Genomic DNA, 24626 nt, shown 5'->3' with positions numbered 1-24626 from the left:
ACCCAAACCAGGCGGGCCCCGACATGCCGGCCCTGGCGCTGGGCTGCACGCCGGAAGCCGGGCACTTTGACGAACTGCGCGGCCGGGTGGCACCTACGGACAAAGGCTCAGTCGCCGACCCGGGGCTGAATGCCAACTGGCAGGAGTTCTTTGCCCAGGCCGATACGCCCACGGCTGCCGAAATGGACCAGCGCTACACCAGCCTGCAGCGGCAGATTCGTGACAACGGTGTCACCTACAACGTCTATGCCGATCAGGAGGGGCCACAGCGCCCCTGGTCACTGGATCTGTTCCCCCTCATCGTGGCCCCTCAGAGCTGGGCCCACATCGAGCGCGGCGTGCTGCAGCGCGTGCGCCTGCTCGAGGCCGTGCTGCGCGATGTGTATGGCCCCCAGGACTTTCTCAAGCAGGGCCTGTTGCCCGGTGCACTGGTGCATGGCCACCCCGGCTACCTGCGCAATATGCACGGCGTGGTTCCGGCCGGCGGGGTGCATCTGCATGTGGCCGCCTTTGACATTGCACGCGGGCCGGACGGCATGTGGTGGCTGGTCGGCCAGCGCACCCAGGCCCCTTCCGGGCTGGGCTATCTGCTGGAGAACCGCCTGGCGGTATCGCGCCAGTTCCCCCAGGCGTTCCAGAGCATGCGGGTGCAGCGCCTGGCCGCCACCTACCGCGCGCTGATGGAGAGCCTCAAGGCACTCAGCCCGGCCGGTGCCGACTCGCACATTGCGCTGATGACCCCTGGCCCTTACAACGAAACCTATTTCGAGCATGCCTATCTGGCACGCTACCTGGGCATCACGCTGGTGGAAGGAAGTGACCTGATCGTGCGTGATGAGCGCCTGTTCCTCAAGACGCTGCAAGGACTGGTCCCGATTCACGGCCTGCTCAAGCGGGTAGACGACCAATACATGGACCCGCTGGAACTGCGCGCCGACTCCACGCTGGGTGTGCCGGGACTGCTGCAGGCCATACGCGCTGGCAATGTGCTGGTGGCCAATGCGCCGGGTTCGGCCTTTGTGGAGTCACCAGCGCTGTTGGGTTTCCTGCCGGCATTGGCCCAACACGTGCTGGGCGAGGAGCTGAGCCTTCCGGCCCTGGCCACCTGGTGGTGCGGCGAGCACAGCGCCATGGAAGAAGTCCTGCCCTACCTGGCGGAGCACACCATCAAGCCCACCTACCCCGGCTCCGACATCCACGAGTCATTCAATCCGGTCATTGCCCGGCACCTCAGCCGCATGGAACTGGATGCGCTTGCCGGTCGCATCCTGCGCCAGGGCGAAGAACATACCGTGCAGGCCTACCTGCCGTTTTCGCAAATGCCCACCTGGCAGGTCAACGGCGCCGGGAAGAATGGCCGCGTGGCCCCCCGCTCGGTCTTGCTGCGTGTATTTGCAGTCTCGAACGGTCTGGCCGAAGACGGTACACCGCGCTGGCGCGTATTGCCCGGCGGCATGGCCCGTGTGGCTGGCAGCAGCATGGACATCGCGTCCATGCAGCGCGGCGGCAGCAGCGCCGATGTCTGGGCACTGACCCAGGGTGAGGTGGACACCAGCACCCTGCTGCCCACCGGTAGCCAGGCCAGCCTGCCCATGCGCCGCAAGCGCCTGGTGACCAGTCGCGCCGCGGAGAACCTGTACTGGCTGGGCCGCTACACCGAACGTGCCGAGAACTCGGTCCGCCTGGCGCGACTTACGTTGGAGTGTCTGGGTGGCGAATACCAGACTTCGGTACCGCTGCAGCAGTGGCTGTCGCAGATGGCCGTGAGCAACACCCTGGTGTTGCCCCGCGTGCCTTCTGCGGTGCAGGCGCGGCGCGTGTTCGAGCGCTCGCTGATATCCAGCCTGGGCTCCACCGATGGTGCCACCAGCGTGGGCTACAACCTGCGTGCGCTCAAGATGGCTGCCTCCTGTGTGCGCGAACGCCTTTCGCAGGAACACTGGAGCATGATCGTGCGCTGCGAAGAGGAGCTGTTCGCCCGCTGCGCCGCCCATGCGGCCAAGGGCGACTTCTCAGCCGCAGCAGCCCTGCGCGTACTCAAGTCCAGCAGCGACTATCTGGCGGCCATCACCGGTGCGCAAACCGACCGCATGACGCGTGACGACGGTTGGCGCCTGCTGAGCATCGGGCGCCATGTGGAGCGCCTGGCCTTCCTGTCGGGCGCGCTGGAGAGCGGGCTGGAGCTGGGCACGCTGGAAGGCGACGGCGGCTTCGAGGCCATGCTGGATCTGTTTGACAGCACCATCACCTTCCGCGCCCAGTACCAGCAGAGCCGCGACATTGCCGCCTTGACCGACCTGGTGGTTCTGGACCTGGACAATCCGCGCTCCCTGGCCTGGGTGGCGCACACGCTGCGCGGACGCCTGGCCAAACTGGCCGGTAGCCCGGCCGGGGTGCTCAGCCCGCTGTCGCTCAAGGTGCCCGCACCGCAGGACTGGGACTTTTCCAGCGACCACGACCACGCCAGCGAACTGCTGGAGCCGGTGTCGTTGCTGGATCTGCTGAACACGCTGCGCGCCAGTGCGTTCAACGTCTCCGACGAAATCAGCGCCACCTACTTCACCCACGCCGCGGAATCTAACCAGAGCGTGGCCACCTGATGCTGCTGCAAGTCACGCATGACACCAGCTACCGCTACCAGCCTGCGGTGGAGACGGCCCAGCACATGGCCTACATGGAGCCGCGCTCCCATGCCACGCAAACAGTGCTGGACTTCGCGCTTCACGTCAATCCGGCGCCCGCGCAAATGCGGTTTTCAGATGACGTCTACGGCAACTCCCGCTGCTTCTTCTCGCTGCAGACACCGCATGAAGTACTCAACGTGGTGGCCCACAGCCTGATTGCCACGCGCCCCAGCGACGAGGTCCAAAGTGCTGTGGCGTGGGAGAAGGTCAGGGAGATGTTTCGCTACCAGGCGGGCAACCGCTTTGATGCGGCCTCCGAGTTTGTCTACCCCTCACCCTTTGTTCCGCGGCACATGGAGTTCGCCGCCTATGCCAGGACCAGCTTCACGCCGGGCGCGCCCCTGCTGGCGGCCTGCATGGAACTCATGCAGCGCATCCACGAGGACTTCACCTACGAGAGCCAGAGCACGCAAATCAACACCCCAGCCCGTCAGGCGCTGGCGCAGCGCAAGGGCGTGTGCCAGGATTTTTCGCACATCATGATTGCCTGCCTGCGCACCCTGGGGCTGCCAGCGCGCTATGTCAGCGGCTACATGCTCACCAACCCTCCCGAAGGCCAGCCCCGCCTCATTGGCAGCGATGCATCCCATGCCTGGGTTAGCGTCTACCTGCCAGACCTGCCAGAGGGAGAGCGCTGGTGCAACTTCGACCCGACCAACAACCGCTGGGCCTGGCACGCGCCGGGTGAGGATTACGTGACCGTTGCCACCGGCCGCGACTTTGGCGACGTATCGCCCTTGCGCGGCGTCATCCACGGCGGCGCGCGCCATGTGCTCACCGTCGGTGTGACGGTGGCTCCGGTAGGTGAAAATGCAACTCCCGACCTGCCGGCGATGCAGGCGCAGACGCAAACCCTCGAACGAGGTACTTCGCAGTCTCAGAGCCAATCGCTGCCGGGTGGATATACCCAATCTCAGTCCCAAAACTAAGGCAAAACCATGAGCATTTACGACAAACTGGCCGAACTGCAGATCACCCTGCCCCCGGTGGCGATTCCCGCTGCAGCCTACGTGCCCTTCGTACAGACCGGCAACCTGGTCTTCCTGAGCGGCCATGTGGCCAAGAAGGACGGCAAACCGTGGGTGGGCCAACTCGGCAAGAACACCAGCACCGAGGAAGGCAAGGCTGCAGCACGCGCCATCGCCATCGACCTGATGGGCACCCTGCACGCGGCAGTGGGTGATCTCAACCGCGTCAAACGCATCGTCAAGCTGATGTCACTGGTCAACTCCACCAGTGATTTCACCGAGCAGCACCTGGTCACCAATGGTGCCAGCGAACTGTTCGGTCAGGTCTTTGGCGACAAGGGCGCGCACGCACGCAGCGCCTTTGGCGTGGCCCAGATTCCCATGGGCTGCTGTGTGGAAATCGAACTCATCGTCGAAGTCGACGTCTCCAACTGATTTGTTGCAGAGCGGCAGGGGAATCCCAAACGGATTCCCCTTTCTGCATTACAGTGGAGTGAGCCCTGTTGCGCCTCAATGCGCAACACGGGCAAAAATGCAAGGGCAGGCGACATGAGCTGGAGGTTCAATCAATGTTTCGCAAAAATTTGGACATCCTTTGAGTCAACCTGAAATCCATGTTGCGATGAACAGCCCGATGCCCCTCTCCGATTCCCAGGTCGCCGACGACGACCTGCTCGAATTCGCGGCCGAATCACCCGATACCGACGACTCTTCCGCGCTCCCCCCCTGGCTGGTCCTGATGGTGGACGACGATCAGGACGTGCACGACACCACCTTGATGAGCATGCGAGGCATGGAGATCGAGGGGCGGTCACTGCAATTTCTGCAGGCGTTTTCGTCCGCACAGGCACGCGAATACCTGGCCAACAACGCGAACATTGCCGCCGTCCTGCTCGACGTGGTGATGGAGTCGGAGGACGCAGGCTTGCGTCTGGTCAAGGCCATACGCAACGAATTCGCGCTGGAGTCGGTGCAGATCATTCTGCGCACCGGCCAGCCCGGCTTCGCCCCCGAGATCGAGACGATCCAGAAATACGAGATCAATGACTACCAGAACAAAACCGAGCTGTCGCTGGTACGCCTCTACACCAGTCTGACTGGAGCCATACGAACCTACCAGCACCTCAGGGCCATGGAAGAGACGCGCCGCGGACTGGAAGTGGTGGTCCATTCCAGCGCGGAACTCAGCAAGTCGCGCAACCTGCGGAGCTTTGCGCAGGGTCTGTTGTCCCAGCTCTGTGCCCTGATGAACACGCGTGCGGATGGACTGGTCTGTGCCAGGCTCAGCCATGCGGCAAACACACAAACCCGCGTTGTGGCGGCTACCGGCGTCTACGCAACACTGCTGGACACTCCGCTCGGCCAGTTGCCCCCGGGCGAGCCGCGCAAGGTCATCCAGAAAAGCCTGGAATTGGAGGCCAATCTGGTTGGCGCCACGACCACCCTGTATCTGCCGGCGCCGGGCGACCAGACGGTGGTGGTCCATGTGGATGCCTGCCCGGCTGGTGCCATCGACCAACAACTGATACAGGCCTTTTGCTCCAGCATGACCGTGGGCTTGGAAAACGTGCTGTTGCACGAACGCATGTACAGCCTGGCCTACCAAGACCAACTGCTGGGCGTGGCCAACCGCAACCGTTTTCTGGAGCTGCTGCAGGACCAAATAGACCAGGTGGGCAACGGAACCGTGGCAGTCATTGATCTGGATGACTTTGCTGGCGACAACGCCATGTTCGGACACGAATTCGGCGATGCACTGCTCAAGACCTTTGCCCAACGTCTGGCAGACACCTTCGGCCCCCAAGTGGGTCTGGCGCGCCTGTCGTCCGACACTTTTGCGCTGGTCGGAAGCGAACAGCAGATCACGCCCGAAGTGCTGGCGCTGTGCTCCAGCGCTGTGCTGCAGGTGCTGAACCAGACCGTGACTGTCTCCGCCACCTGCGGACTGGTGCGCATCCAAAATGGCAGCAAGAGCGGTGCCGAACTGCTCAAGCAGGCCTATGTCGCACTCAAGCTGGCGAAGACCCAACACCGCGGCGACAGCATGTACTACAGCGAAGCCATGGGGACCGACGCCACCGAGCGCAGCACCCTGCTACGGCGCCTGCGTGAAGCATTCGAGTCGGACCGCCTCTTCGTGGTGTACCAGCCCCAGGTTCTGCTCCGGGATGGCTCCACCATTGGCGCGGAGGCCCTGCTGCGCTGGCGTACCGAGGACGGCAAGTATGTGCCGCCGGACCAATTCATACCGGTGGCCGAGCAGTCCGGGCTGATGATTTCCATTGGCGAATTTGTTCTGCGCTCGGCCTGCCACCAACTGCGTTCGCTCAACGACCTGGGCTACCCCGACTTCCGCATGTCAGTCAACGTGTCGCAGGTCCAGTTCCGCGACCCGGCCTTTGTTGCCACTGTCACCCGTGCACTGGCCGATGCGGGCATCTCGCCGCGCAACCTGGAGCTGGAAATCACGGAATCCATGGCGGCGGAAGAGCTGGACTTTGTGCTCAACGTATTGAGCGAGCTCAAGCAGCTGGGTGTGACCATTGCCATTGATGACTTCGGCACGGGCTACTCGTCGCTCAGCATTCTGGGACAGTTGCAGCTCGATCGCCTGAAGATCGACAAATCGTTCGTCGACGACCTGTGCGAATCGGCCGGGGTCGCCAAGTCCATCATCGACATCGCCCGCTCCCTGAAGCTCGAACTGATCGCCGAAGGCGTGGAGACACAGCAGCAGGCAAACGAATTGCTGTCCATGGGATGTGCGGAAGCGCAGGGCTATCTTTTTTCCCGCCCCCTGGCTGTAGCCGACCTGCTGAGCTGGCTGCAAAGCCGCACTTGACTTCCCAACTGCCATGTCCGACACCGTGAACGCCCCCACTGCCATCCGCGCGACCGATGCACCCGCGCGGAGCAAACCCAGCAACTACCCCGAACCGTTTGCATCGCGCATGACAGGTCGCGAAAAGCGCGCGCTGGGCGACCTGTTCGGCCTGTCCAACTTCGGTGTGAACCTCACGCGCTTGGCGCCCAATGCCATCTCGGCCCTGCGCCATGCGCACAGCAAGCAGGATGAATTCATCTACATCCTGCAGGGCCACCCCACCTTGCTGACCGATGAGGGCGCCACACTGCTGGCGCCGGGCATGTGCGCCGGCTTCAAGGCGGGAACCGGCAACGGGCACCAGCTGGTCAACGAGACGTCCGAGCCCGTGGTGTACCTGGAGGTTGGCGACCGCACGCCCGGGGACCAGGGCTTTTATCCAGACGACGATCTGCAGGCCGTGATGCAAAACGGCAGCTGGAAGTTTCTGCACAAGGACGGCACGCCCTACGCCTGAGTCGCTCAGCGTCCACCGTCACCCACCAGGGCGTAAGGTGCCCAGAAGGCCGGATGCTGGAACTGGGGCATGGCCATGACCTCGATCATCGCCTGGCGCAGGCTCTCGGCCTTGCGCTCCTGCGCACTGGCTGCGTAATGCTGCATGGTCCTGCTGGTCAGTTCCTTGGCGCTTTCACTTTCCACCGCCCAGTGCGTGACGAGCAGGCTGCGGCTGCCGGCATAGAAGAATCCGCGCGCAAGCCCACTGAGCGCCTCATCACCCTTGCCGTCCGCCGCAGCCGTGTTGCACGCCGACAGCACCACCCAGTCCGCATTGAGCTTGAGGTTCAGAACCTCATCCAGGCCCAGGAGCGCCGACAAAGGATTGCCGTCACTGGCTCCTGCCGCAGCCAGGGCCAGTGCAGGTTGGGTGAGGTGAGGCAAGTCTCCGGCCATCAAGCCATGCGTGGCAAATGCCACCACACGCTTGCGCACCAATTCACCGGACGCATTGCTCTGCAATACGCTGGTCTTGGTTGCCTGCGCGCCCAGGTGCAAGTCGGAAAGCGAATCCGCCCGCAGGGCGCGCGCAATCGACAGCAGTTCGTCGCGGGTTTCCGGCAGCTCGGGTATGTCGCCATAGCGCAGGGCACCGGCGGGCGCCTGTTCCAGATCCGACGCGACCGCCGCACGGGTCAAGGTCACATGGCGGGTCGTGGCGGGCTTGGCGGCTGGGCCTTTGGCGGTGGAAAACTGGGGGTCGCCCCAGGCGATTAGTGCCTCTGCCGCCGGCTTGGAGCGGGCCAGTTTCTGGATCGACAGCCAAGAGCCAAGGCTGGGCACATGGGTCACCGCATAGCGCCGTATCAGCCAGGGCGCATCAGCTCCGGCTGAAGCCGTGGGCTGGGTCAGCAACAGACCAAACGGAATTTGCCCCAGGGCGCCGCCGGCCGCAATGACCAGATGCTTCTTGCCGGCAAACGTGGGCTCCAGTGGCTTGAGCAATTGCTGGTAGATCTCGGCGGATGACTTCGCGTCAAAGGGCGTCATGCGGCTGCCCATCTCGGAAAAATCCAGCGTCTTGCGCAGGGACCTGACCTTGGCGGCCAGCGCAGCGCCCTCCCACGGAACCCGCACCGCCGTATGGCTGCCATCGGCCGCCACGGCCCAGGCATAAACTGCGGCAGCCGTGGGCTGCAACATGATCAATGCTTCATCGGGCGCCAGCGCCTTGGTGATGTCGTCGGTGGTGGCAGGATTGGGGTGCACCAGCCGGTCGTAATCAGGGAAGCGACGCCGGATTTCCTTCTGCAGGCCCAGCCTGACGGACTCCAGTGCCGTGATGCGTTCGCGCATCCTGGCCGCCGTCTCCGGCAAGGCGGAGCTGCTGTTTTCGTCTTCACCGGCCAGGTAGTTGCGCAGTGCCTCCATTTCGTTCTTGGCGTTCTGATCCTGGCGCACCAGGTCATTGAGATTGGGGTCCACGGCCGCCGAGCGCACGGCGGCGTCCGAGATGGCTTCCTGGACCAGCCCGCCGCGCACCCAGTCCGCCGGGGTCATCGCGTCCATCGCGCCCGCGGACGGGCCTTGAAACATGGCATCCAGGTAGGTGGAAAAAACCAGGTCGCGCACGTCCTTGCGCACACCCAGGCTCTCGTATTCCAGGTTGTCCGGCAGCATGTAGTCGCGTACCGCGCCCTGCAACAAGGCCGTGGCCTGGGTCTTGTTCTGCGCAGTGCCCGTGCGCCAGAGCGCCACGCCGCGCAACCCCTGGGCCTGGGCAATGTAGAAGTGGTGTTCCGGGAACCGCCTGCCCACCGAGCCCAGCAGCTCCGCGAACAAGGTGGCGGCCTCTTCCGTACGCACGCCCGCACCCAGGTACACCAGGCCCCGCTCGAACTGGAGGCGCACCCTTCTTTGCTGTACCGGATCATTGCCTGCCGCAGCATCAAGACGATCCAGCTCCTTGAGTGCGGCGTCCCAGCGGCGCTGCCCAATCAGTGCCGCCAGATCGAACTGCGCAACCCACATGCGGTTGCGATGCAGCTGCGGATAGCCCAGGTCTTCAAATACCTTGTCGGCCTTGCGGAAGAATTCTTCGCTGCGTATGAACTGCCGCTGGTTCAAGCTCAGGCTGCCCGCAAACCTGTTGATGCTGCTCAGGTAGATCGGCGGAAGCTCTTCCTCACGGGACAGCCGGGCAAATTCACGCAGGGAATTTTCCGCCTCGCCAAAGCGCCGAGCCTCCAGCAGGGTAGCTGTGCGTGTGCCCATGCGGGTACCAAGGGACGCCACAACGATACGGGCACGATTCAGCGCGGCGCCATCGCCGCTGCTGGGTACGGAGCGCAAGGTGCGCAACGCCTCACGCGCAACATCCACCGCCTCGGTAGCGCTGGCGACGGCCTCCGGCCAGTGACCGTACTTGCGCTGCAACTGGGCATCCAGCTCCAGCACCGCACTCTCCGTGCGCAGCAGGTATTGCAGCGACAGTGGCTTGGTGTACTTGACCTTGAGCGCGGGCAGACTGGCGCGCACCTGCTCGTTGACCTGGCGCGCCTCGTCAAATCGCGAAGCGGCAAACAGCGTGCTTGCCAGCACCTGCCGGTAATAGGCCTTGTCCTGCTCCGTTTTGGTCAGCTTCAGCACCTCGTGCCGCAAGGGCAACGCTGCACCGAAGTCCCCGCGCGCCTCCAGCAGTCCCGCCAACAGATGCTTGGGCAGAAAACTGTCCTGCAGGGCCTTGGCCCACTGCTGGTAGACCTTTTCCCGCGCCTCGAATTCGCCCAAGCGGTCAGCCGCATTGCGCTTCTTCTGAAAATGTTCAGCCAACACCTCATCGGGCGCACCGACGGGCACCGGCTCGGCCAGAACGCCACGCAGGACTTCCCGCTCCTGGGCGTTCACCACCTTGAAGGACGATGCGTAGTCTTCCTCCTGGGCGTGCAAGGACAGTGCCGCCAGCGCCAGCACGATCACGGTGGCGCGAATCAGCCTGCGCAGAATCATCGCTGTATCTCCATCATGGAGCTTCACGATAGCACGCAAACCGGTGCGCATGACACATTACAAAAACTCATTCGCTCGCTGCAAAAACATCATGTAAATGCTCCGTTTTTTTGACTTGATAATCTTTTTTGCCGTTTTGCACGTCACTGGAGATTCAAGTCATGTCAGATGAAGTAACAGCTCGCACCGCGTCCCCCAGGCGGCGTGCCGGGCGTGGTAGCGGCACCGTCCGTGCGGCCACTTCCACCGTCAAATACCGCTCCCTCAAAAACCGTTTGCCGCCTACGCCGGTGGTCTCCGAAGACGAGTTGGAATCCATCCACAATGCCTCCCTCACCGTGCTGGAGGAACTGGGCATCGACTTCATGCACCCCGACGCCCGCGCCATCCTCAAGAAGGCCGGTGCCGACGTCAAGGAAGGTTCGGAACGGGTGCGCTTCGATCGCAACCTGATCCTGGAAACCATCAAGACCTGCCCCAGCGAATTCACGCTGCATGCGCGCAACCCAGAACGCAACATCCGCATTGGCGGCAAGAACCTGGCCTTTGCCCAGGTGGCCAGCCCGCCCAACTGCTCCGACATGCAAGGCGGCCGCCGCGCCGGCAACCAGAAGGACTTTCGCGACCTGGTCAAGCTGGCCCAGTGCCACGACATCATCCACTGCACCGGCGGCTACCCGGTGGAGCCCACCGACATCCACGCTTCGGTACGCCATCTGGACTGCCTGTCCGACATTGCCAAGCTGACCGACAAGGCCTTCCATGTGTATTCGCTGGGCAAGGAGCGCAACCAGGACGGCATGGAGATCGCCCGCATTGCACGCGGCATCAGCCACGAGCAATTCGAGGCCGAGCCTTCGCTGTTCACCATCATCAACAGCAACTCGCCGCGCAAGCTCGACACACCCATGCTGCAAGGCATCATGGAAATGTCCTCGCGCAACCAGATCGTGATGCTCACGCCCTTCACGCTGGCGGGCGCCATGGCACCGGTGACCATCGCCGGAGCCCTGGTGCAACAGAACGCCGAAGCCCTGGCCGGCATCGCCTTTACCCAGATGGTGCGCCCCGGCGCGCCCGTGGTATACGGCGGCTTTACCAGCAATGTGGATATGAAGACCGGCGCTCCCGCATTCGGCACGCCCGAGTACATGAAGGCGGTGCTGGCTGGCGGTCAGCTCTGCCGCAAGTACGGCGTGCCCTATCGCACTTCCAACGTGAATGCCGCCAACACGGTGGACGCACAGGCTGCGTACGAGTCGGTGTTCTCGCTGTGGGCGCTGACGCAGGGCGGCGGCAACTTCATCATGCACTCGGCCGGCTGGCTCGAGGGCGGCCTGACCGCATCGTTCGAGAAGTTCATCCTCGACTGCGACCTGCTGCAGATGGTGGCCGAATTCCTCACCCCGCTGGATGTGAGCGAACCGGCGCTGGCATTGGACGCCATCCGCGACGTGGAGCCCGGTGGCCACTACTTCGGCACCGCACACACGCTGGAACGCTTCGAGAACGCCTTCTATTCGCCCCTGATTTCCGACTGGCGCAATTTCGAGACCTGGCAAGAGGGCGGCAGCCCCACCGCCTACCAAAAGGCCAATGCCATCTGGCAAAAGGAACTGGCCGAATACGAGCGCCCGGCCATGGACCCGGCCATCGAAGAAGAACTGGACGCCTTTGTGTCCAGGCGCAAGGCCGAAGGCGGCGCCCCCACCGATTTTTAATTTTTGAGTTGAACAAGGATTTGATGTGAAGACAACAGCAAGGGTAGTCATCATTGGCGGCGGCGTAGTGGGCTGCTCGGTTCTGTACCACCTGACCAAGAAGGGCTGGAGCGACGTGATGCTGATCGAGCGTGACCAGCTCACCAGCGGCTCCACCTGGCACGCAGCCGGCGGCTTCCACACCCTCAACGGCGACCCCAACGTGGCCATGCTGCAGAGCTACACCGTGAGCCTGTACGAAGAGCTCGAGCGCATCTCCGGCCAGTCCTGTGGCATGCACAAGTCGCCCGGCATCATGCTGGCCGACACGCCCGAGCGCATGGAGTTCCTGAAGATGACGGTGGCCCGTGGCCGCTACCTGGGCATGGCAACCGAAATCATCTCGGTCAAGGAAGCCAAGGAGTACTTCCCTTTCATCGAAGAAAAATACTTCCTGGGCGCCCTGCTCGATCCCAACGAAGGCCATCTGGACCCCAGCGGTACCACCTATGCCTACGCCAAGGCGGCCCGTCTAGGTGGCGCCACCATCGAAGTGCAGACCAAGGTCGAAAGCCTGGAACAAAAGCCCGACGGTACCTGGCGCGTCATCACCAACAAGGGTGTGGTGGAGTGCGAACACGTGGTGAACTGCGGCGGCCTGTGGGCCCGTGAAGTGGGCCGCATGGTGGGCATCGAGCTGCCCGTGCTGGCCATGGAGCACATGTATTTGGTCACCGACGACATCCCCGAAGTGGAAGCCTTCAACAAGAGCGCCGGCAAGGAAATCGGCCACGTCATCGACTTCGGCGCCGAGAGCTATTTGCGCCAGGAAGGCAAGGGCATGGTGCTGGGCGTGTACGAGCAGGCCGGTGTGCCTTGGAGCCCGAAGAACACACCCTGGAGCTTTGGCCAGGAATTGCTGCAGCCCGATCTGGACCGCATTGCGCCTTCGCTGGAAATTGCCTTCAAGCATTTCCCCACACTGGAGAACGCCGGCATCAAGCGCGTCATCAACGGCCCCTTCACCTTCGCGCCGGACGGCAACCCGCTGGTGGGTCCGGTGCAAGGCCGCACCAACTTCTGGAGCGCCTGCGGCGTGATGGCCGGCTTCAGCCAGGGCGGCGGCGTGGGTCTGGCGCTGTCCAACTGGATGGTGGACGGCGACCCCGGTTTCGATATCTGGGGCATGGACGTGGCGCGCTACGGCGACTGGGCCACCCGCACCTACACCAACGCCAAGGTGCGCGAGAACTACTCCCGGCGCTTCCGCATCCGCTTCCCCAACGAGGAACTGCCCGCAGCACGTCCGCTGCAAACCACGCCGCTGTATGACAAATTCATCGAGCAAGGCGCGGTGATGGGCGACTCCTGGGGCATGGAAACCCCGCTGTGGTTTGCACCCAGCAAGGCTGAAGCCCATGACGTGGTGAGCTTCCACCGCTCCAATGACTTCCCGCACATCAAGGCCGAATGCAAGGCCGTGCGCGAGGCCGTGGGCGTGACCGAGATCGCTAACTTCGCCAAGTACCAGATCACCGGCCCTGGCGCAGAGGCCTGGTTGCTCAGGGTCATGACCAACACCATGCCCAAGACCGGCCGCCTGATGCTCACGCCCATGCTCAACGAGAACGGCAAGATCATTGGCGACTTCACCATCGCCAAGGCAGCGGACAACCGCTACATGATGTGGGGCTCCAGCCAGGCACAGGTCTACCACATGCGCTGGTTCGAGCAGCACCTGCCCAAGGATGGCTCGGTGAAGATCGAACCCTTCGGCATGAAGCTGATTGGCCTGTCCATCGCGGGCCCCAAATCGCGCGAACTGCTGCAGCGCCTCACCGACGACGACATGTCCAACGAAGCCTTCAAGTTCATGGACTACCGCGAGATGGAAGTGGCTACCGTGCAGGCCAAGGTCAACCGCGTGACCTACACCGGCGACCTGGGTTACGAAATCTGGGTCGCGCCCGAGTACCAGCGCCGCCTGTACGAAAGCATCATGGAAGCCGGCAAGGACCTGGGCATCCGCAATTTCGGCATGCGCGCCCTGCTCTGCCTGCGCCTGGAGAAGAACTTCGGCACCTGGTTCCGCGAGTTCCGCCCCATCTACGGACCGTTTGAAGCTGGTCTGGAGCGCTTCGTCAAGCTCGACAAGCCCGACTTCATCGGCAAAGCAGCCGCTATCAAGGAGAAGGAAGAAGGCCCCAAGCGCACCCGCATCTTCATGGTGGTGGATGCCGACGATTGCGACGTGATGGGCGACGAACCCATCTGGGTGGACGGCAAGGTGGTAGGCTGGGTGACCTCCGGCGGCTATGGACATTACGTCGATCAGTCGCTGGCCCAAGGCTACATTCCTACCGAACTGGTCAAACCCGACATGCAACTGGAAATTGAAATCCTGGGCGAGCGCCGCAAGGCCCGCCTGCAAATGGACCCGCCCTTTGACCCTGAAGCCAAGCGCATGAGGATGTAAGCCATGGCAGTGACAGAGCGCGCCGGCGAACGGTATTCCATCTGGTCGCTGCTCAAGCATGCGATGGGTGGGCACAAGAGCTGGGAGCGCGCCTGGCGCGATCCCGAGCCCAAGAAGAGCTACGACGTCATCATCGTGGGCGGCGGCGGCCACGGCCTGGCCACCGCCTACTATTTGGCCAAGAACCACGGTATCCGCAACATTGCGGTGCTGGAAAAGGGCTACATCGGCAGCGGCAATGCGGGGCGCAACACAACCATCGTGCGCTCCAACTACATGATGCAGGAGAACACGCCGTTCTACGAGCACAGCATGAGCCTGTGGCGCGGCATGTCCGAGGACCTCAACTACAACGTGATGTTCTCGCCGCGCGGCTACCTGTTTGCCGCCTGCTCCCAGGCGTCCCTGGACAGCTTGGTGCGCCGCGCCAACACCATGCGCCTGAATGGCATCCGCGCCGAAATCCTCACCCGTGAAGAGATGATCAAGGAAGCCGGCTACCTGGACTATTCCGACAAGGCCCGCTTTCCCATCTACGGTGGCATGCTGCAGCCCGATGCGGGCACCGCCCGCCACGACGCCGTCGTATGGGGCTATGCCCGCGCCGCCGACCAGCTGGGCGTGGACATCATCCAGAACTGCGAAGTGCAGGACTACATCTGGGACAAAGAGCGCATCGTAGGCGTCAAGACCAACCGCGGCGACATCAACGCCGGCAAGGTCGGCATTGCGGTGGCGGGCCACACCTCGGTACTGGCGCAAAAGGCCGGACTGCAACTGCCTATTGAGAGCCATGTGCTGCAAGCCTTTGTGAGCGAATCCATCAAACCCGTGGTCAACCACGTGGTGGTGTGGAGTGCCACCTACTTCTACGTCTCGCAGTCGGATAAGGGCGGCCTGGTGTTTGGCGGCCACATCGACCGCTACAACTCCTATGCCCAGCGCGGCAACCTCGCCAATTGGGGCGAAACCATGCAGGGCCTGGCCAGTCTGGTGCCGTTTGCAGCGCGCCTGCGGCTGCTGCGTAGCTGGGGCGGCATCATGGACATGACGCCCGACGGCAGCCCCATCATCACGACTACGCCGGTGCCAGGGCTGTACCTCAATGGTGGCTGGTGCTATGGCGGGTTCAAGGCTACACCTGCGTCCGGGTGGTGCTTTGCGCACACGATTGCCAATGACTCGCCGCATGAGTACAACGCGGGGTTCACGATGGATCGGTTTGCCAAAGGCCGCTACATCGACGAGGCCGGATATGGGCCGTACAACCACCTCCAGTAAATGCAGATCTCCACATCCTTGAGCCCATGCTAAGAATCCACTGCCCCTACTGCGGCGTACGCGACCACGAAGAGTTCAGCTATTTCGGCGATGCCACCAAGACCTACCCCGGCCTGGGAGCCGAAAACCACGACGCCTGGGTCGACGCGGTCTACACCCGTAACAACCCCAAAGGCGAACACTTTGAATTCTGGCAACACACCCTGGCCTGCCGCCGCTGGCTGGTAGTCAAGCGCAACACCATCACACACGACATCCTGGCCGTGATGCCCGCACGCGAACGCCCTTTGGGCGCCACAAAACCCGCGGCCTGCAGCAGCCCGGCAGCCAACCAAGGAGCCAAGGCATGAGCAACCCGGCAACATCCGCTGGCGCCTTCCGCACCGCCCAGGGCGGGCGCGTGGACCGCAACAAGCCGGTGCAATTCAGCCTGGACGGCCAGACCTTCACCGGCCTGGCCGGCGACACCGTGGCGGCCACGCTGCTGGCCCATGGCAAGCACCTGGTGGCGCGCAGCTTCAAGTACCACCGCCCGCGCGGCATCCTGGCCGCAGGCGTGGAAGAGCCCAATGCCCTGCTGACCGTGGGCAGCGGTGCTACGACCGAGCCCAACATCGCTGCCACCGTGATCGAGTCGCACGATGGCCTGGTGACCCGCACGCAAAACGCCTGGCCCTCGGTCGACTTCGACCTGATGGCCATCAACAACACGCTCTCCAGCATCTTTGTGGCGGGCTTCTATTACAAGACCTTCATGCCCTCGCTCAAGGGCTGGATGTTCTTTGAACACTTCATCCGCAAGGCCGCTGGTCTGGGCAAGGCCACGGAGTTGCCGGACCCGGACCGCTACGACTGGCACCACGGATTCCCCGATGTGCTGGTGATCGGTTCCGGCCCGGCGGGCTTGTCTGCTGCATTGGGTGCAGCCCGTGCAGGTCTGGACGTCACCCTGGTGGAGCAGGACTTTGCCTTTGGCGGCTCCCTGCTCAACAACGCCGTGGACAGCGCAGATGCCCAGTGGCTGAAAAAGACTCTGGCCGAGCTGCAATCCTCGGGCCGTGTGACACTGCTCAACCGCGCCAGCGCCTTTGGCGTTTTTGACGGCAACACGGTAGGCGTGCTGGAGCGCAGCGCACCGGGCGTTGCCGATGCGGCCCATGGTGTGCCACGCCAACGGCTGCACATTCTGCGCAGCAAGAGCGTGATCATGGCCTGCGGCGCGCTGGAGCGTCCCCTGCTGTTTGCGGGCAATGACCGTCCCGGCGTGATGCTCAGCAGCGCCGTCGGTACCTACGTCAACCGCTACGGCGTGCTGGCTGGCAAGCAGGCGCTTTTCAGCACCAACAACGACGCGGCCTATGCCGATGCCATTGCCCTGGCCAAGGCGGGTGCCAAGGTCTGCCTGGCCGATCTGCGCAAGCAGGCCAACCAGGCCCTGTTCAAGACCGCCGAAGCAGCCGGCGTGGAAGTGCTGCTGGGCACTGCCGTGGTAGGCGCACGGGGTGCAGCCCGCGTGAACCAGTGCGAGCTGGCCTCATATGACATTGCTACCGGCACCGTAGGCGGACACCAGGGACAACGCAGCGTGGACCTTCTGGCCATGTCCGGAGGCTGGACACCCAGCGTGCACCTCAGTTCGCATCGCGGTGTAAAGCCCGTGTACAGGCCCGAGCTCAGCATGTTTGTGCCCGGAGGCTTCGAGCGTGCCCAGTTTGGCGCGGGCAGCATGGTGGGAACCCAGACCCTGACTGCCGCCATCCAGAGCGGCTGGGAAGCCGCAAAAGAGGCGGTGCAGGTGTGCGGCACCAGCATCCTGGGTGATGCGCCGCAAGCCCCCGATTCGCGTGACGCCTACATGGCCTTTACCGGCATAGGCCCCATCGTGGTGGCCAAGCCGGTGGACAAGACCTTTGTCGACTTCCAGAACGACGTGGCCACCAGTGACGTGGATCTGGCGCACCAGGAAGGCTACCAGTCGGTAGAACATCTCAAGCGCTACACCACGCAAGGCATGGGCACCGACCAAGGCAAGACCTCCAACCTCAATGCACTGTCCATCATGGCCGGCAAGCGTGGCATGGAAGTGGCACAGGTCGGCACCACCACCTTCCGGCCACCCTACACACCCGCCACCATCGGTGCGCTGGCTGGGCGCGGCGTGCGCTCGCACCTGGCGCCGGTGCGCCGCACGGCCATGCACGACTGGCATCTGGAAAACGGCGGTCAGATGATGGAGGCCGGTTACTGGATGCGCCCACTCTGGTACAACACCCACGGCGCCAACCTCTCGACCGCCTACAAGGCCGAGATGGACCTCGTGCGCGAGCAGGTCGGCATGGCCGATGTGTCCACCCTGGGCAAGATTGATGTGCAGGGCCCTGACGCGGCCGAATTCCTCAACCGCGTCTACGTCAACGGCTTTGCCAAGCTGGGTGTGGGCAAGGCGCGCTACGGCTTCATGCTACGCGAGGATGGCATCGTGATGGATGACGGCACCACCAGCCGCATCAGCGAGACCGAATTCTTCATGACCACCACCACCGCCCAGGCCGCTCGGGTGATGAGCCATCTGGAATTCCTGCTGCAGGTGGTGTGGCCGGATCTGCGGGTCACCGTGGCTTCGGTGTCCGACCAATGGGCCGCCATGAGTGTGGCCGGTCCCCAGGTGCGTGACGTGATGCGCGCGGCTTTCCCCGGCCTGGACTTCAGCAACGAAGCATTCCCCTTCATGGGCGTGCTGGACGCCACGCTCGAAGGCGCCCTGGCAGGTGTGAAGGTGCGCATCATCCGCCTGACCTTCTCGGGCGAAATGGCCTACGAGGTCTACACCCCCACACACCATGGCCGCGCCATCTGGGACCATCTGATGCAGGCCGGCAAACCCTGGAACCTGGGCAGCTACGGCCTGGAAGCACTGGGCTCCCTGCGCATCGAGAAAGGCCATGTGGTCGGCTCCGAGATGGATGGCCGCACCACCCTGGACGACATGGGCGCTGGCAAGATGGCCAGCCAGCTCAAACCCTTCTGGGGCGATGCACTGCGCCGCAGCGAGAACCTGACGCGCAAGGACCGCGCGGCACTGGTCGGCTTGGAGGCCCTGGACGCCAATGAGCCGCCCAACAACGGCGCCATCCTCTTCTTTGCCGACGACGAAATCAAGGGCCATGGACGCGGCCACATCACCAGCACCACCTACAGCAAGCACGTGGGCAAGCCCATTGCGCTGGGCCTGCTGCAAGGTGGCACCAGCCACGTCGGACAGATCGTGGTGGCGGCATCGCCCGTACATGGCAGACAATACAAGCTCAAGGTGGTGGAACCCTGCTTCCTTGACCCCGAAGGGAACCGTTACCGTGGTTGAGTCACCCCCCCCCCATCCAGCATCCCTGCGCAGCCCGTTTACCGGCCATGCCGCTGGCAAGCGGCCCAATACCGCAGGCCAGACCGGTGTGCAGCTGACCGCCAGCACGTTGCCCAGCGTGACCCTGATCAGCACCTGGATCACTGGTGTGGATGCCCTGCAGCAGGCATTGACGCAAGTCTTCGGCAACCACATCCCCGGGCAGACCGGCAAGACCGCACAGACCGAACTGGGCCTGTTGCTGCGCACCGGGCCGGAAGAATTCCTGCTCATCGGTGACGATTACACCGACCGAACCGCCCTGCTGCGCACGTCCATTGCGGCGGATGTGGGCTCGGTCACCGACCTGAGCCAGGCGCGCTGCCGCATCCGCATCGAAGGTGCCCAGTGCCGCACCACCTTGAACAAACTCTTTGCGCTGGACCTGCGCGAGACCGCGTTCCCGGTCGGCGACGTGGCAATGACTGGCACCCACCACGTGCCCTGCACCTTGCATCGAGTGACCTCTGACGTTTTCGACATCTATGTGTTCAGCACCTATGCCTACGACCAGTTGGGTACGGTTTTGGACGCTGCCTTGGAATATGGAGTAGCCTTGCAGTTCTCATAAAAGGGGAATTGCTGGAACATGGTCCGTTGGAACTTCTGCAGTTGGGTCTGCGGGCTGTTGTTGCACGTTGTTTGCTGTCTGCCCGCAAGCGCTTCCGAGTCCTTGACGTGCACGAAAACCGTGCGCTGGAATGCCGACAGCCCCTATTCCTACCTGGGCAAGGACGGCGAAGTTCAGGGCATTTATGCGGATCTGATGCGCGAGACCTTGCGCCGAATGAACTGCAAGGCCGTCTTTGTGGAAATGCCCTGGGCCAGAGCGCTTTTTGAACTGGAGGGCGGCAAGCTGGACGTTCTGCCCGGCGCCTTCAAGACCGAAGAGCGCGAACGCTTCGCCTTGTTTTCCCGGCCGGTGAACCGATCACCCAACGTACTGTTCGTTGGCGTGGCGGCGGCGCGCTCCTTCCGTCTGAAACAGCTGGCGGACATCCTTGGTACGGATTTCCGGCTCGGCGTCCAGATCAAGGTGTCCTATGGCGAGGAATATGACCGGCTGATTGCCGATCCGCGCTTTCCCAAGCGCACTGAACTGGGCCAACGCTCTCTGGGCTGGCAAATGATAGACAGCAACCGCATAGACGGCATGATCGCTGATGAGTCCACGGCACTGATCGAAATCGCCAGCCAAGGACTGGAAAATCGCATCGTCAAGTCGGCGGTTGTCGTATCCGACAAGCCCTCTTATATCGCCTTCAGCAAGCAGTCCACCAATGCCGACTTTGTCGCGCGCTTCGATCAGGCCTTTGGAACCATGCTCAAGGATGGCAGCTACAAGAGTACCGTTGAGCGCTACATCCCGTGCACGGTTTCTGTTGAAAAAATGGGCTGCAAATAAGTGTGTGCCCTGTTTCCAAATGGCTAAGTTCCAGCTTGTGATTTGCCACGCCCGTGGGCGCACCAGCAGCCGAGAGCAATGGCGACAGACATCACCGATCCGCGCGTAAGACTCACGTGCGCAACAACTCTTCTGCCTTGCGACGAATCTGGTCGAGCACCTGGCGAACAGTCTCCTGCTCTTCCTCACCGATCCCCTCAACCAGGCAAGATGTTGCTCTCGACACAGTGGATCGCCCCTTCGCCAGCTCGGTTTCGCCAAGAGCCGTCGGCATGTCGTCGTTGCCGACCAAACCCGTAGCGCGAAGTTGATCAAGTACCCCCTCAACTTCGCCCAATTCAACCTTGAGAGCGTCAGCGACTGCAAGCCGCCAGTTTCCGTTCGACGGCGTGACACTCGCTTTGCTTAAGGCGTTTAGGCAGACCCACTCCGGATAGGTCTTGATCGCGGTCGTCGACAGAGTTTTGGTAAGCAGCGCGCGCAAGGCGTTCTCTGCTGGACCGATTACGGAGGGCAAGGGGCGTGAGACTGGCATCGTTTTCTCCTATGATCTTGGTGCAACCAAGATATATTATTGGTATTACCAAGATTGGTCAACAACAATGTCGCTACATCTCTCTACGCTCCCAACCTGGATTCTGAGTTCCGCCGCGATGCGATCGCATCAAATCCTGCACAAGCAACTCTCGGTGTCTGGAGTCGATGGCTACGAATATCGCTGCATATCGGCACTGGCAACCGCGGCGCAATTGAGTCAAGCCGAGCTAGGAAACGCAGCCGTGCTGGATCCCCGTGACGTTACCCATACCGTGCGGGCACTGGAAGCTCGGGGACTGGTGACGCGGGAAAAGGATCCCAACCACGGCCGAAAAGTCCTCGTCTCATTGACAGCGGCTGGGCGTAGGACCGCCAATCGACTCGCCCCGGTGATGGCAGAAGTTCAAGACAAGATATTCGGTCGCTTGAGCCCTGAGGAGCGATCCACATTGCTTGAGCTCCTCGAACGCGTGGGCAACTAGCTCACGGGAGACACAACACCGGCAGCGACTAGGGCTCCATTTGTGTAGTGGGCGTGCTATGCAATATAGACAAAATCCTGCGCATGCCCGCCTCGATTTCCGCAGTCGAGCGAGCCGCATTCAGGCTGATGCGCACGGCATGGGGGGTCACCGCCCTGCCCACCGCGAAATGATCTGCTGTGCGTATCAGCACCCCAGCCTGGCGTAGCGCGGCAGCAAACTGGCCCACACGCCACGGCTCGGGCAAGGGCATCCAGATCAGGGGTGACTCGGCATCGGCACGGCAGTCCATGCCCTGGAGCAGAGCCGTCGCCACGTCCCGGCGCTCGGTCATGCTGGTGCGCTGCGCAACGATGAGCTGCTCCATCACACCACTGTCTATCCATTGCGACGCGATCTCCGGCAGTAGCGGCGCCGTCATCCAGCAATCCGCGCGCATGGCGGCGGCCAGCTTGCTCAGCCACTGGGGAGCGGCCTCGATGTAACCCACACGCAACCCCGGCCCCGCCACTTTGGAGAAGCTGCTCAGCACAAAGGACTGGTCCGGCAACAGCGTGGATACCGCTGGCAGCGGCGCGGCCTGGGAAGCGGCGTGCACACAGTCTTCGATCAGCAACAGGTTGTGCTTCTGCATCACCTTGGCAATCGCCTGGCGGCGCTGCAGGGGCATGGTGCTGTTGGTAGGGTTGTGCAGGCTGGGTGAGCAATACACCAGCTTGCCGGTGATGTTGCGCGCCGCGTGCTCCAGCGCCTGCGGCAGCATGCCCTCCTCGTCCATTTCCACGCCCACCAGCTGCAGGCGCATTAGCCGCGCCAGTGCCTGCAGCCCGGGATAACTCAGCGTCTCGGTAAAGACAACATCCCCTGGATGGGCCAGCGCACGCAGCACGCAGGACAGCCCGTGCTGCGCGCCGTGCGTAACCATGACCCGGCTGGCATCACCGCCCAGGCCGAAGCGCCGCAACCAATCAGCACCCGACTGGCGGTGGCGCGCATGGCCGGCTTCGGGCTGGTAGCTCAGCACCTGGCGCAGGACCTGCGGATCGGCGGCAACGCGTTGCAGGGTTGCTGCCAGCGCGCGCCCGTCATCGGTGGGAATGGCCACGTTGTGGGCCAGATCCACGGGGGCGCGATTGGCAGCGTTCTGCAGCGTACCGGCCTGCTCCGGGGAGCGCACATAGGTTCCGTCGCCCACCCGGGCAGTGGCCATGCCACGCTGCTCCAGGATTTCATAGGCGTGACTGACCGTGCCCGCCGTCACGCCCAGGCGCTGCGCCAGCCGACGCTGGGGCGGCAGGCGCTCACCGGTAGGCAATTGGCCGTTCTGTATGAATTGGGCCAACTCGTCGGCCAGGGCTAGGTAGCGCGGCTTGCCGGTGTCTTGCAGGCAGGCCTTGGAAATCAGGTTCTCGATGGACAACGGTGGCTCTTTCCGGGAATGTGCAATTACTCAAGATGGCTGCATTGATAGCATGCAATCCAGCGCATAGTATGCGGCAATGAACCAATTCGACTACATCGTCGTGGGTGCGGGCTCGGCTGGCTGCGTACTGGCCAACCGCCTGACAGCCAGCGGCAAAGACCAGGTCCTGTTGCTGGAGGCCGGTGGCTCCGACCGCAGCCCGCTGATCCAGGTGCCCCTGGGTTACGGCCTGACCTTTGCCGATCCCAAATACAACTGGGGCTACACCACCGAACCCGATCCGGCGCTCAACGGACGTGCCTCCTATTGGCCGCGTGGCAAGGTACTGGGCGGCAGCAGTTCGCTCAATGCCATGGTCTATATCCGTGGCCAGCAAGGCGACTATGACGACTGGGCCGCTGCGGGCAATACCGGCTGGAGCTGGAAGGACGTGCTGCCCTACTTCAAGAAATCCGAAGACCATGTGTGGGGCGCGTCCGAACACCACGGCGCAACCGGTGAAATGCGGGTCAGCGACTTTGCCGACCAGGTGCACCCGCTGTGCGAACGTTTTCTGCAGGCTGGCCAGGCGCTCGGTTTTGAGCGCACCGACGACTTCAACGGCCGCCTGAAGGAAGGCTTCGGCCTGTGGCAGATGACGATACGCAACGGCGTACGCGAGTCCACCTCCAACGCCTTCCTGCGCCCGGCGCTCAAGCGCAGCAATCTCATACTGCAGACCCATGCCCACGTCACGCGGGTGCTGACCGAAGGCAAGAAGGCCGTGGGTGTGGAGTGCCTGATCGATGGCGTAACGCACACCTTCACCGTCCGCAAGGAAGTCATCCTCTCGGGCGGCGCCATCAACTCGCCGCAACTGCTGCAACTCTCGGGCATCGGCGACAGCGCCCATTTGCAACGCGTTGGCGTGCCTCTGGTGCACCACCTGCCACGCGTGGGCCAAGGCCTGCAGGACCACCTGTGCGTGTCCTACTTCTTCAAGTCCAAGGTGCCCACGCTCAACAACACGTTGGGCCCGTGGTACGGCAAGCTGTGGGCCGGTGTGCGCTACCTGTTCACCCGCAAGGGTCCCCTGGGCATGAGCGTGAACCAGGCCGGCGCCTTCGTGCGCAGCCGCCCCGGGCTGGAACGGCCCAACCTGCACCTGTACTTCAACCCCATCAGCTACAGCGCAGCCACCATCGTTCCTGGCCGCTTCAAGATCACCAACCCCGACCCCTTCCCGGCCTTTCTGATTTCCTTCAACACCTGCGTGCCCACCAGCCGCGGCAGCGTCGCCATCCAGAGCGCCAACCCGCTGGACAAACCGAAGATCGAAACCAACTTCCTCCGCACCGAGCACGACCTGCGCGACATCGTGGAAGGATCGCGCATGGTGCGCGCCATTGCCAACAGCCGGCCCCTGGTCGACGTGATGCAAAACGAACACCTGCCCGGTATTGCAGTGCAAAGCGACGAAGACATCCTCAAGGACTTCCGCACGCGGGGCGGCTCGGTCTACCACGCATCGTGCACCTGCGCGATGGGCGTGGACCCGGCCACCTCGGTGGTGGACGCGCGGCTGCGCGTGCATGGCATGACCGGTTTGCGGGTGATTGATGCTTCCGTGTTTCCTTCCGTCACCTCGGGCAATACGAATGCGCCGGTGATCATGGTGGCGGAAAAAGGGGCGGATATGGTGTTGCAGGACTGGGCTTAATGCTTTCCCCCCTTGCCCCAAGCGCAAGCGCAGCGACGCGCGACACCACCCAACACGCGTGCAAGGTGAGCGCAGCGAACGAGCACGCAGATGTTCTGCGCCCCGCGCCATTGGAACGTGCTGAGCAGCGCAGCGGTGGGCGAATCAGGGCGGACGCATGTTTGAGCGTAGCGAGTTTGCGACCGACCCCGCCCAGCGCGAGCAGCGCAAGGTACCCCGCAGGGGCACGTTACACGGCTC

The 24626-nt window shown here is 63.1% G+C and carries 17 protein-coding genes; 14 read left to right on the top strand and 3 right to left on the bottom strand.

All coding sequences use genetic code 11. The annotated features are described in order from the left end of the window. The first annotated feature begins 23 nt into the window (after positions 1-23). From AC1RMF_RS00955 to AC1RMF_RS00935, 5 genes are all read left to right on the top strand, one after another. A complete protein-coding gene (locus AC1RMF_RS00955) occupies positions 24-2600 on the top strand; it encodes a circularly permuted type 2 ATP-grasp protein (protein WP_493139913.1) in 2577 nt (858 codons plus the stop codon). Next, positions 2600-3613: a transglutaminase family protein gene (locus AC1RMF_RS00950; RefSeq protein WP_493138837.1), complete on the top strand. Its 1014-nt coding sequence runs from the start codon at positions 2600-2602 to the stop codon at positions 3611-3613. The genes AC1RMF_RS00955 and AC1RMF_RS00950 overlap by 1 nt, the downstream gene beginning before the upstream one ends. A 9-nt stretch (positions 3614-3622) precedes the next feature. Next, positions 3623-4087, top strand: a complete 465-nt coding sequence (locus AC1RMF_RS00945; RefSeq protein ID WP_493138835.1) for a RidA family protein — start codon at positions 3623-3625, stop codon at positions 4085-4087. A gap of 187 nt (positions 4088-4274) precedes the next feature. Beyond that, the gene (locus tag AC1RMF_RS00940; protein WP_493138833.1) at positions 4275-6494 is read left to right on the top strand and encodes a putative bifunctional diguanylate cyclase/phosphodiesterase; all 2220 of its coding nucleotides are present in this window, start codon (positions 4275-4277) and stop codon (positions 6492-6494) included. 13 nt (positions 6495-6507) lie between these two features. Then, entirely contained in the window at positions 6508-6993 is a 486-nt protein-coding gene (locus tag AC1RMF_RS00935) for a cupin domain-containing protein (protein ID WP_493138831.1), read from the top strand. Positions 6994-6998: 5 nt separating this feature from the next. Here the strand turns inward: AC1RMF_RS00935 and AC1RMF_RS00930 are convergent, their stop codons facing one another. After that, entirely contained in the window at positions 6999-9983 is a 2985-nt protein-coding gene (locus AC1RMF_RS00930; RefSeq protein ID WP_493138829.1) for a CHAT domain-containing protein, read from the bottom strand. A gap of 161 nt (positions 9984-10144) precedes the next feature. Here AC1RMF_RS00930 and AC1RMF_RS00925 point away from each other — a divergent pair, with 161 nt between their 5' ends. The 7 genes from AC1RMF_RS00925 to AC1RMF_RS00895 all read left to right on the top strand — a co-directional run bounded on the left by AC1RMF_RS00925 (position 10145) and on the right by AC1RMF_RS00895 (position 20245). Next, the gene (locus tag AC1RMF_RS00925) at positions 10145-11704 is read left to right on the top strand and encodes a trimethylamine methyltransferase family protein (protein WP_342618027.1); all 1560 of its coding nucleotides are present in this window, start codon (positions 10145-10147) and stop codon (positions 11702-11704) included. A gap of 25 nt (positions 11705-11729) precedes the next feature. Further along, on the top strand, positions 11730-14159 hold the full coding sequence (locus tag AC1RMF_RS00920) for a GcvT family protein (RefSeq protein ID WP_493138827.1): 2430 nt from the start codon (positions 11730-11732) through the stop codon (positions 14157-14159). 3 nt (positions 14160-14162) lie between these two features. Then, positions 14163-15440, top strand: coding sequence for a sarcosine oxidase subunit beta family protein (locus AC1RMF_RS00915; RefSeq protein WP_493138825.1), 1278 nt, complete (start codon positions 14163-14165; stop codon positions 15438-15440). 26 nt (positions 15441-15466) lie between these two features. Continuing rightward, positions 15467-15790, top strand: a complete 324-nt coding sequence (locus AC1RMF_RS00910) for a sarcosine oxidase subunit delta (RefSeq protein WP_493138823.1) — start codon at positions 15467-15469, stop codon at positions 15788-15790. Beyond that, the gene (locus tag AC1RMF_RS00905; protein WP_493138821.1) at positions 15787-18801 is read left to right on the top strand and encodes a sarcosine oxidase subunit alpha family protein; all 3015 of its coding nucleotides are present in this window, start codon (positions 15787-15789) and stop codon (positions 18799-18801) included. Before AC1RMF_RS00910 ends, AC1RMF_RS00905 begins: the two co-directional genes overlap by 4 nt. Beyond that, a complete protein-coding gene (locus tag AC1RMF_RS00900) occupies positions 18794-19411 on the top strand; it encodes a sarcosine oxidase subunit gamma (RefSeq protein ID WP_493138819.1) in 618 nt (205 codons plus the stop codon). Before AC1RMF_RS00905 ends, AC1RMF_RS00900 begins: the two co-directional genes overlap by 8 nt. A gap of 102 nt (positions 19412-19513) precedes the next feature. Then, positions 19514-20245: a substrate-binding periplasmic protein gene (locus tag AC1RMF_RS00895; RefSeq protein WP_342618033.1), complete on the top strand. Its 732-nt coding sequence runs from the start codon at positions 19514-19516 to the stop codon at positions 20243-20245. A gap of 112 nt (positions 20246-20357) precedes the next feature. Here AC1RMF_RS00895 and AC1RMF_RS00890 read toward each other — a convergent pair whose 3' ends face one another. Next, a complete protein-coding gene (locus AC1RMF_RS00890) occupies positions 20358-20729 on the bottom strand; it encodes a hypothetical protein (protein WP_493138817.1) in 372 nt (123 codons plus the stop codon). 169 nt (positions 20730-20898) lie between these two features. Between AC1RMF_RS00890 and AC1RMF_RS00885 the strand changes: the two genes are divergently transcribed. Next, positions 20899-21264 carry a MarR family winged helix-turn-helix transcriptional regulator gene (locus AC1RMF_RS00885; protein WP_446738060.1) on the top strand — a complete coding sequence of 122 codons (366 nt, stop codon included), beginning with the start codon at positions 20899-20901 and terminating at the stop codon, positions 21262-21264. Between the two features lie 28 nt (positions 21265-21292). Here the strand turns inward: AC1RMF_RS00885 and AC1RMF_RS00880 are convergent, their stop codons facing one another. After that, positions 21293-22684 (bottom strand): aminotransferase-like domain-containing protein, encoded by a 1392-nt coding sequence (locus AC1RMF_RS00880; RefSeq protein WP_493138815.1) that lies wholly within the window; start codon positions 22682-22684, stop codon positions 21293-21295. A gap of 79 nt (positions 22685-22763) precedes the next feature. Here AC1RMF_RS00880 and AC1RMF_RS00875 point away from each other — a divergent pair, with 79 nt between their 5' ends. Continuing rightward, positions 22764-24386, top strand: a complete 1623-nt coding sequence (locus tag AC1RMF_RS00875) for a GMC family oxidoreductase (RefSeq protein ID WP_493138813.1) — start codon at positions 22764-22766, stop codon at positions 24384-24386. Positions 24387-24626: the final 240 nt, after the last annotated feature.

The sequence above is a fragment of the Rhodoferax sp. GW822-FHT04A08 genome, from assembly GCF_058801025.1.
This window is presented reverse-complemented; position numbering and strand designations above follow the sequence as displayed.

What these genes read in the sequence shown, in the direction of transcription:
- AC1RMF_RS00955 (WP_493139913.1), top strand. Translation starts at nt 24, where the DNA reads ATGCCGGCCCTGGCGCTGGGCTGCACGCCGGAAGCCGGGCACTTTGAC.
- AC1RMF_RS00950 (WP_493138837.1), top strand. Translation starts at nt 2,600, where the DNA reads ATGCTGCTGCAAGTCACGCATGACACCAGCTACCGCTACCAGCCTGCG.
- AC1RMF_RS00945 (WP_493138835.1), top strand. Translation starts at nt 3,623, where the DNA reads ATGAGCATTTACGACAAACTGGCCGAACTGCAGATCACCCTGCCCCCG.
- AC1RMF_RS00940 (WP_493138833.1), top strand. Translation starts at nt 4,275, where the DNA reads ATGAACAGCCCGATGCCCCTCTCCGATTCCCAGGTCGCCGACGACGAC.
- AC1RMF_RS00935 (WP_493138831.1), top strand. Translation starts at nt 6,508, where the DNA reads ATGTCCGACACCGTGAACGCCCCCACTGCCATCCGCGCGACCGATGCA.
- AC1RMF_RS00930 (WP_493138829.1), bottom strand. Translation starts at nt 9,983, where the DNA reads ATGATTCTGCGCAGGCTGATTCGCGCCACCGTGATCGTGCTGGCGCTG.
- AC1RMF_RS00925 (WP_342618027.1), top strand. Translation starts at nt 10,145, where the DNA reads ATGTCAGATGAAGTAACAGCTCGCACCGCGTCCCCCAGGCGGCGTGCC.
- AC1RMF_RS00915 (WP_493138825.1), top strand. Translation starts at nt 14,163, where the DNA reads ATGGCAGTGACAGAGCGCGCCGGCGAACGGTATTCCATCTGGTCGCTG.
- AC1RMF_RS00910 (WP_493138823.1), top strand. Translation starts at nt 15,467, where the DNA reads ATGCTAAGAATCCACTGCCCCTACTGCGGCGTACGCGACCACGAAGAG.
- AC1RMF_RS00905 (WP_493138821.1), top strand. Translation starts at nt 15,787, where the DNA reads ATGAGCAACCCGGCAACATCCGCTGGCGCCTTCCGCACCGCCCAGGGC.
- AC1RMF_RS00885 (WP_446738060.1), top strand. Translation starts at nt 20,899, where the DNA reads ATGCGATCGCATCAAATCCTGCACAAGCAACTCTCGGTGTCTGGAGTC.
- AC1RMF_RS00875 (WP_493138813.1), top strand. Translation starts at nt 22,764, where the DNA reads ATGAACCAATTCGACTACATCGTCGTGGGTGCGGGCTCGGCTGGCTGC.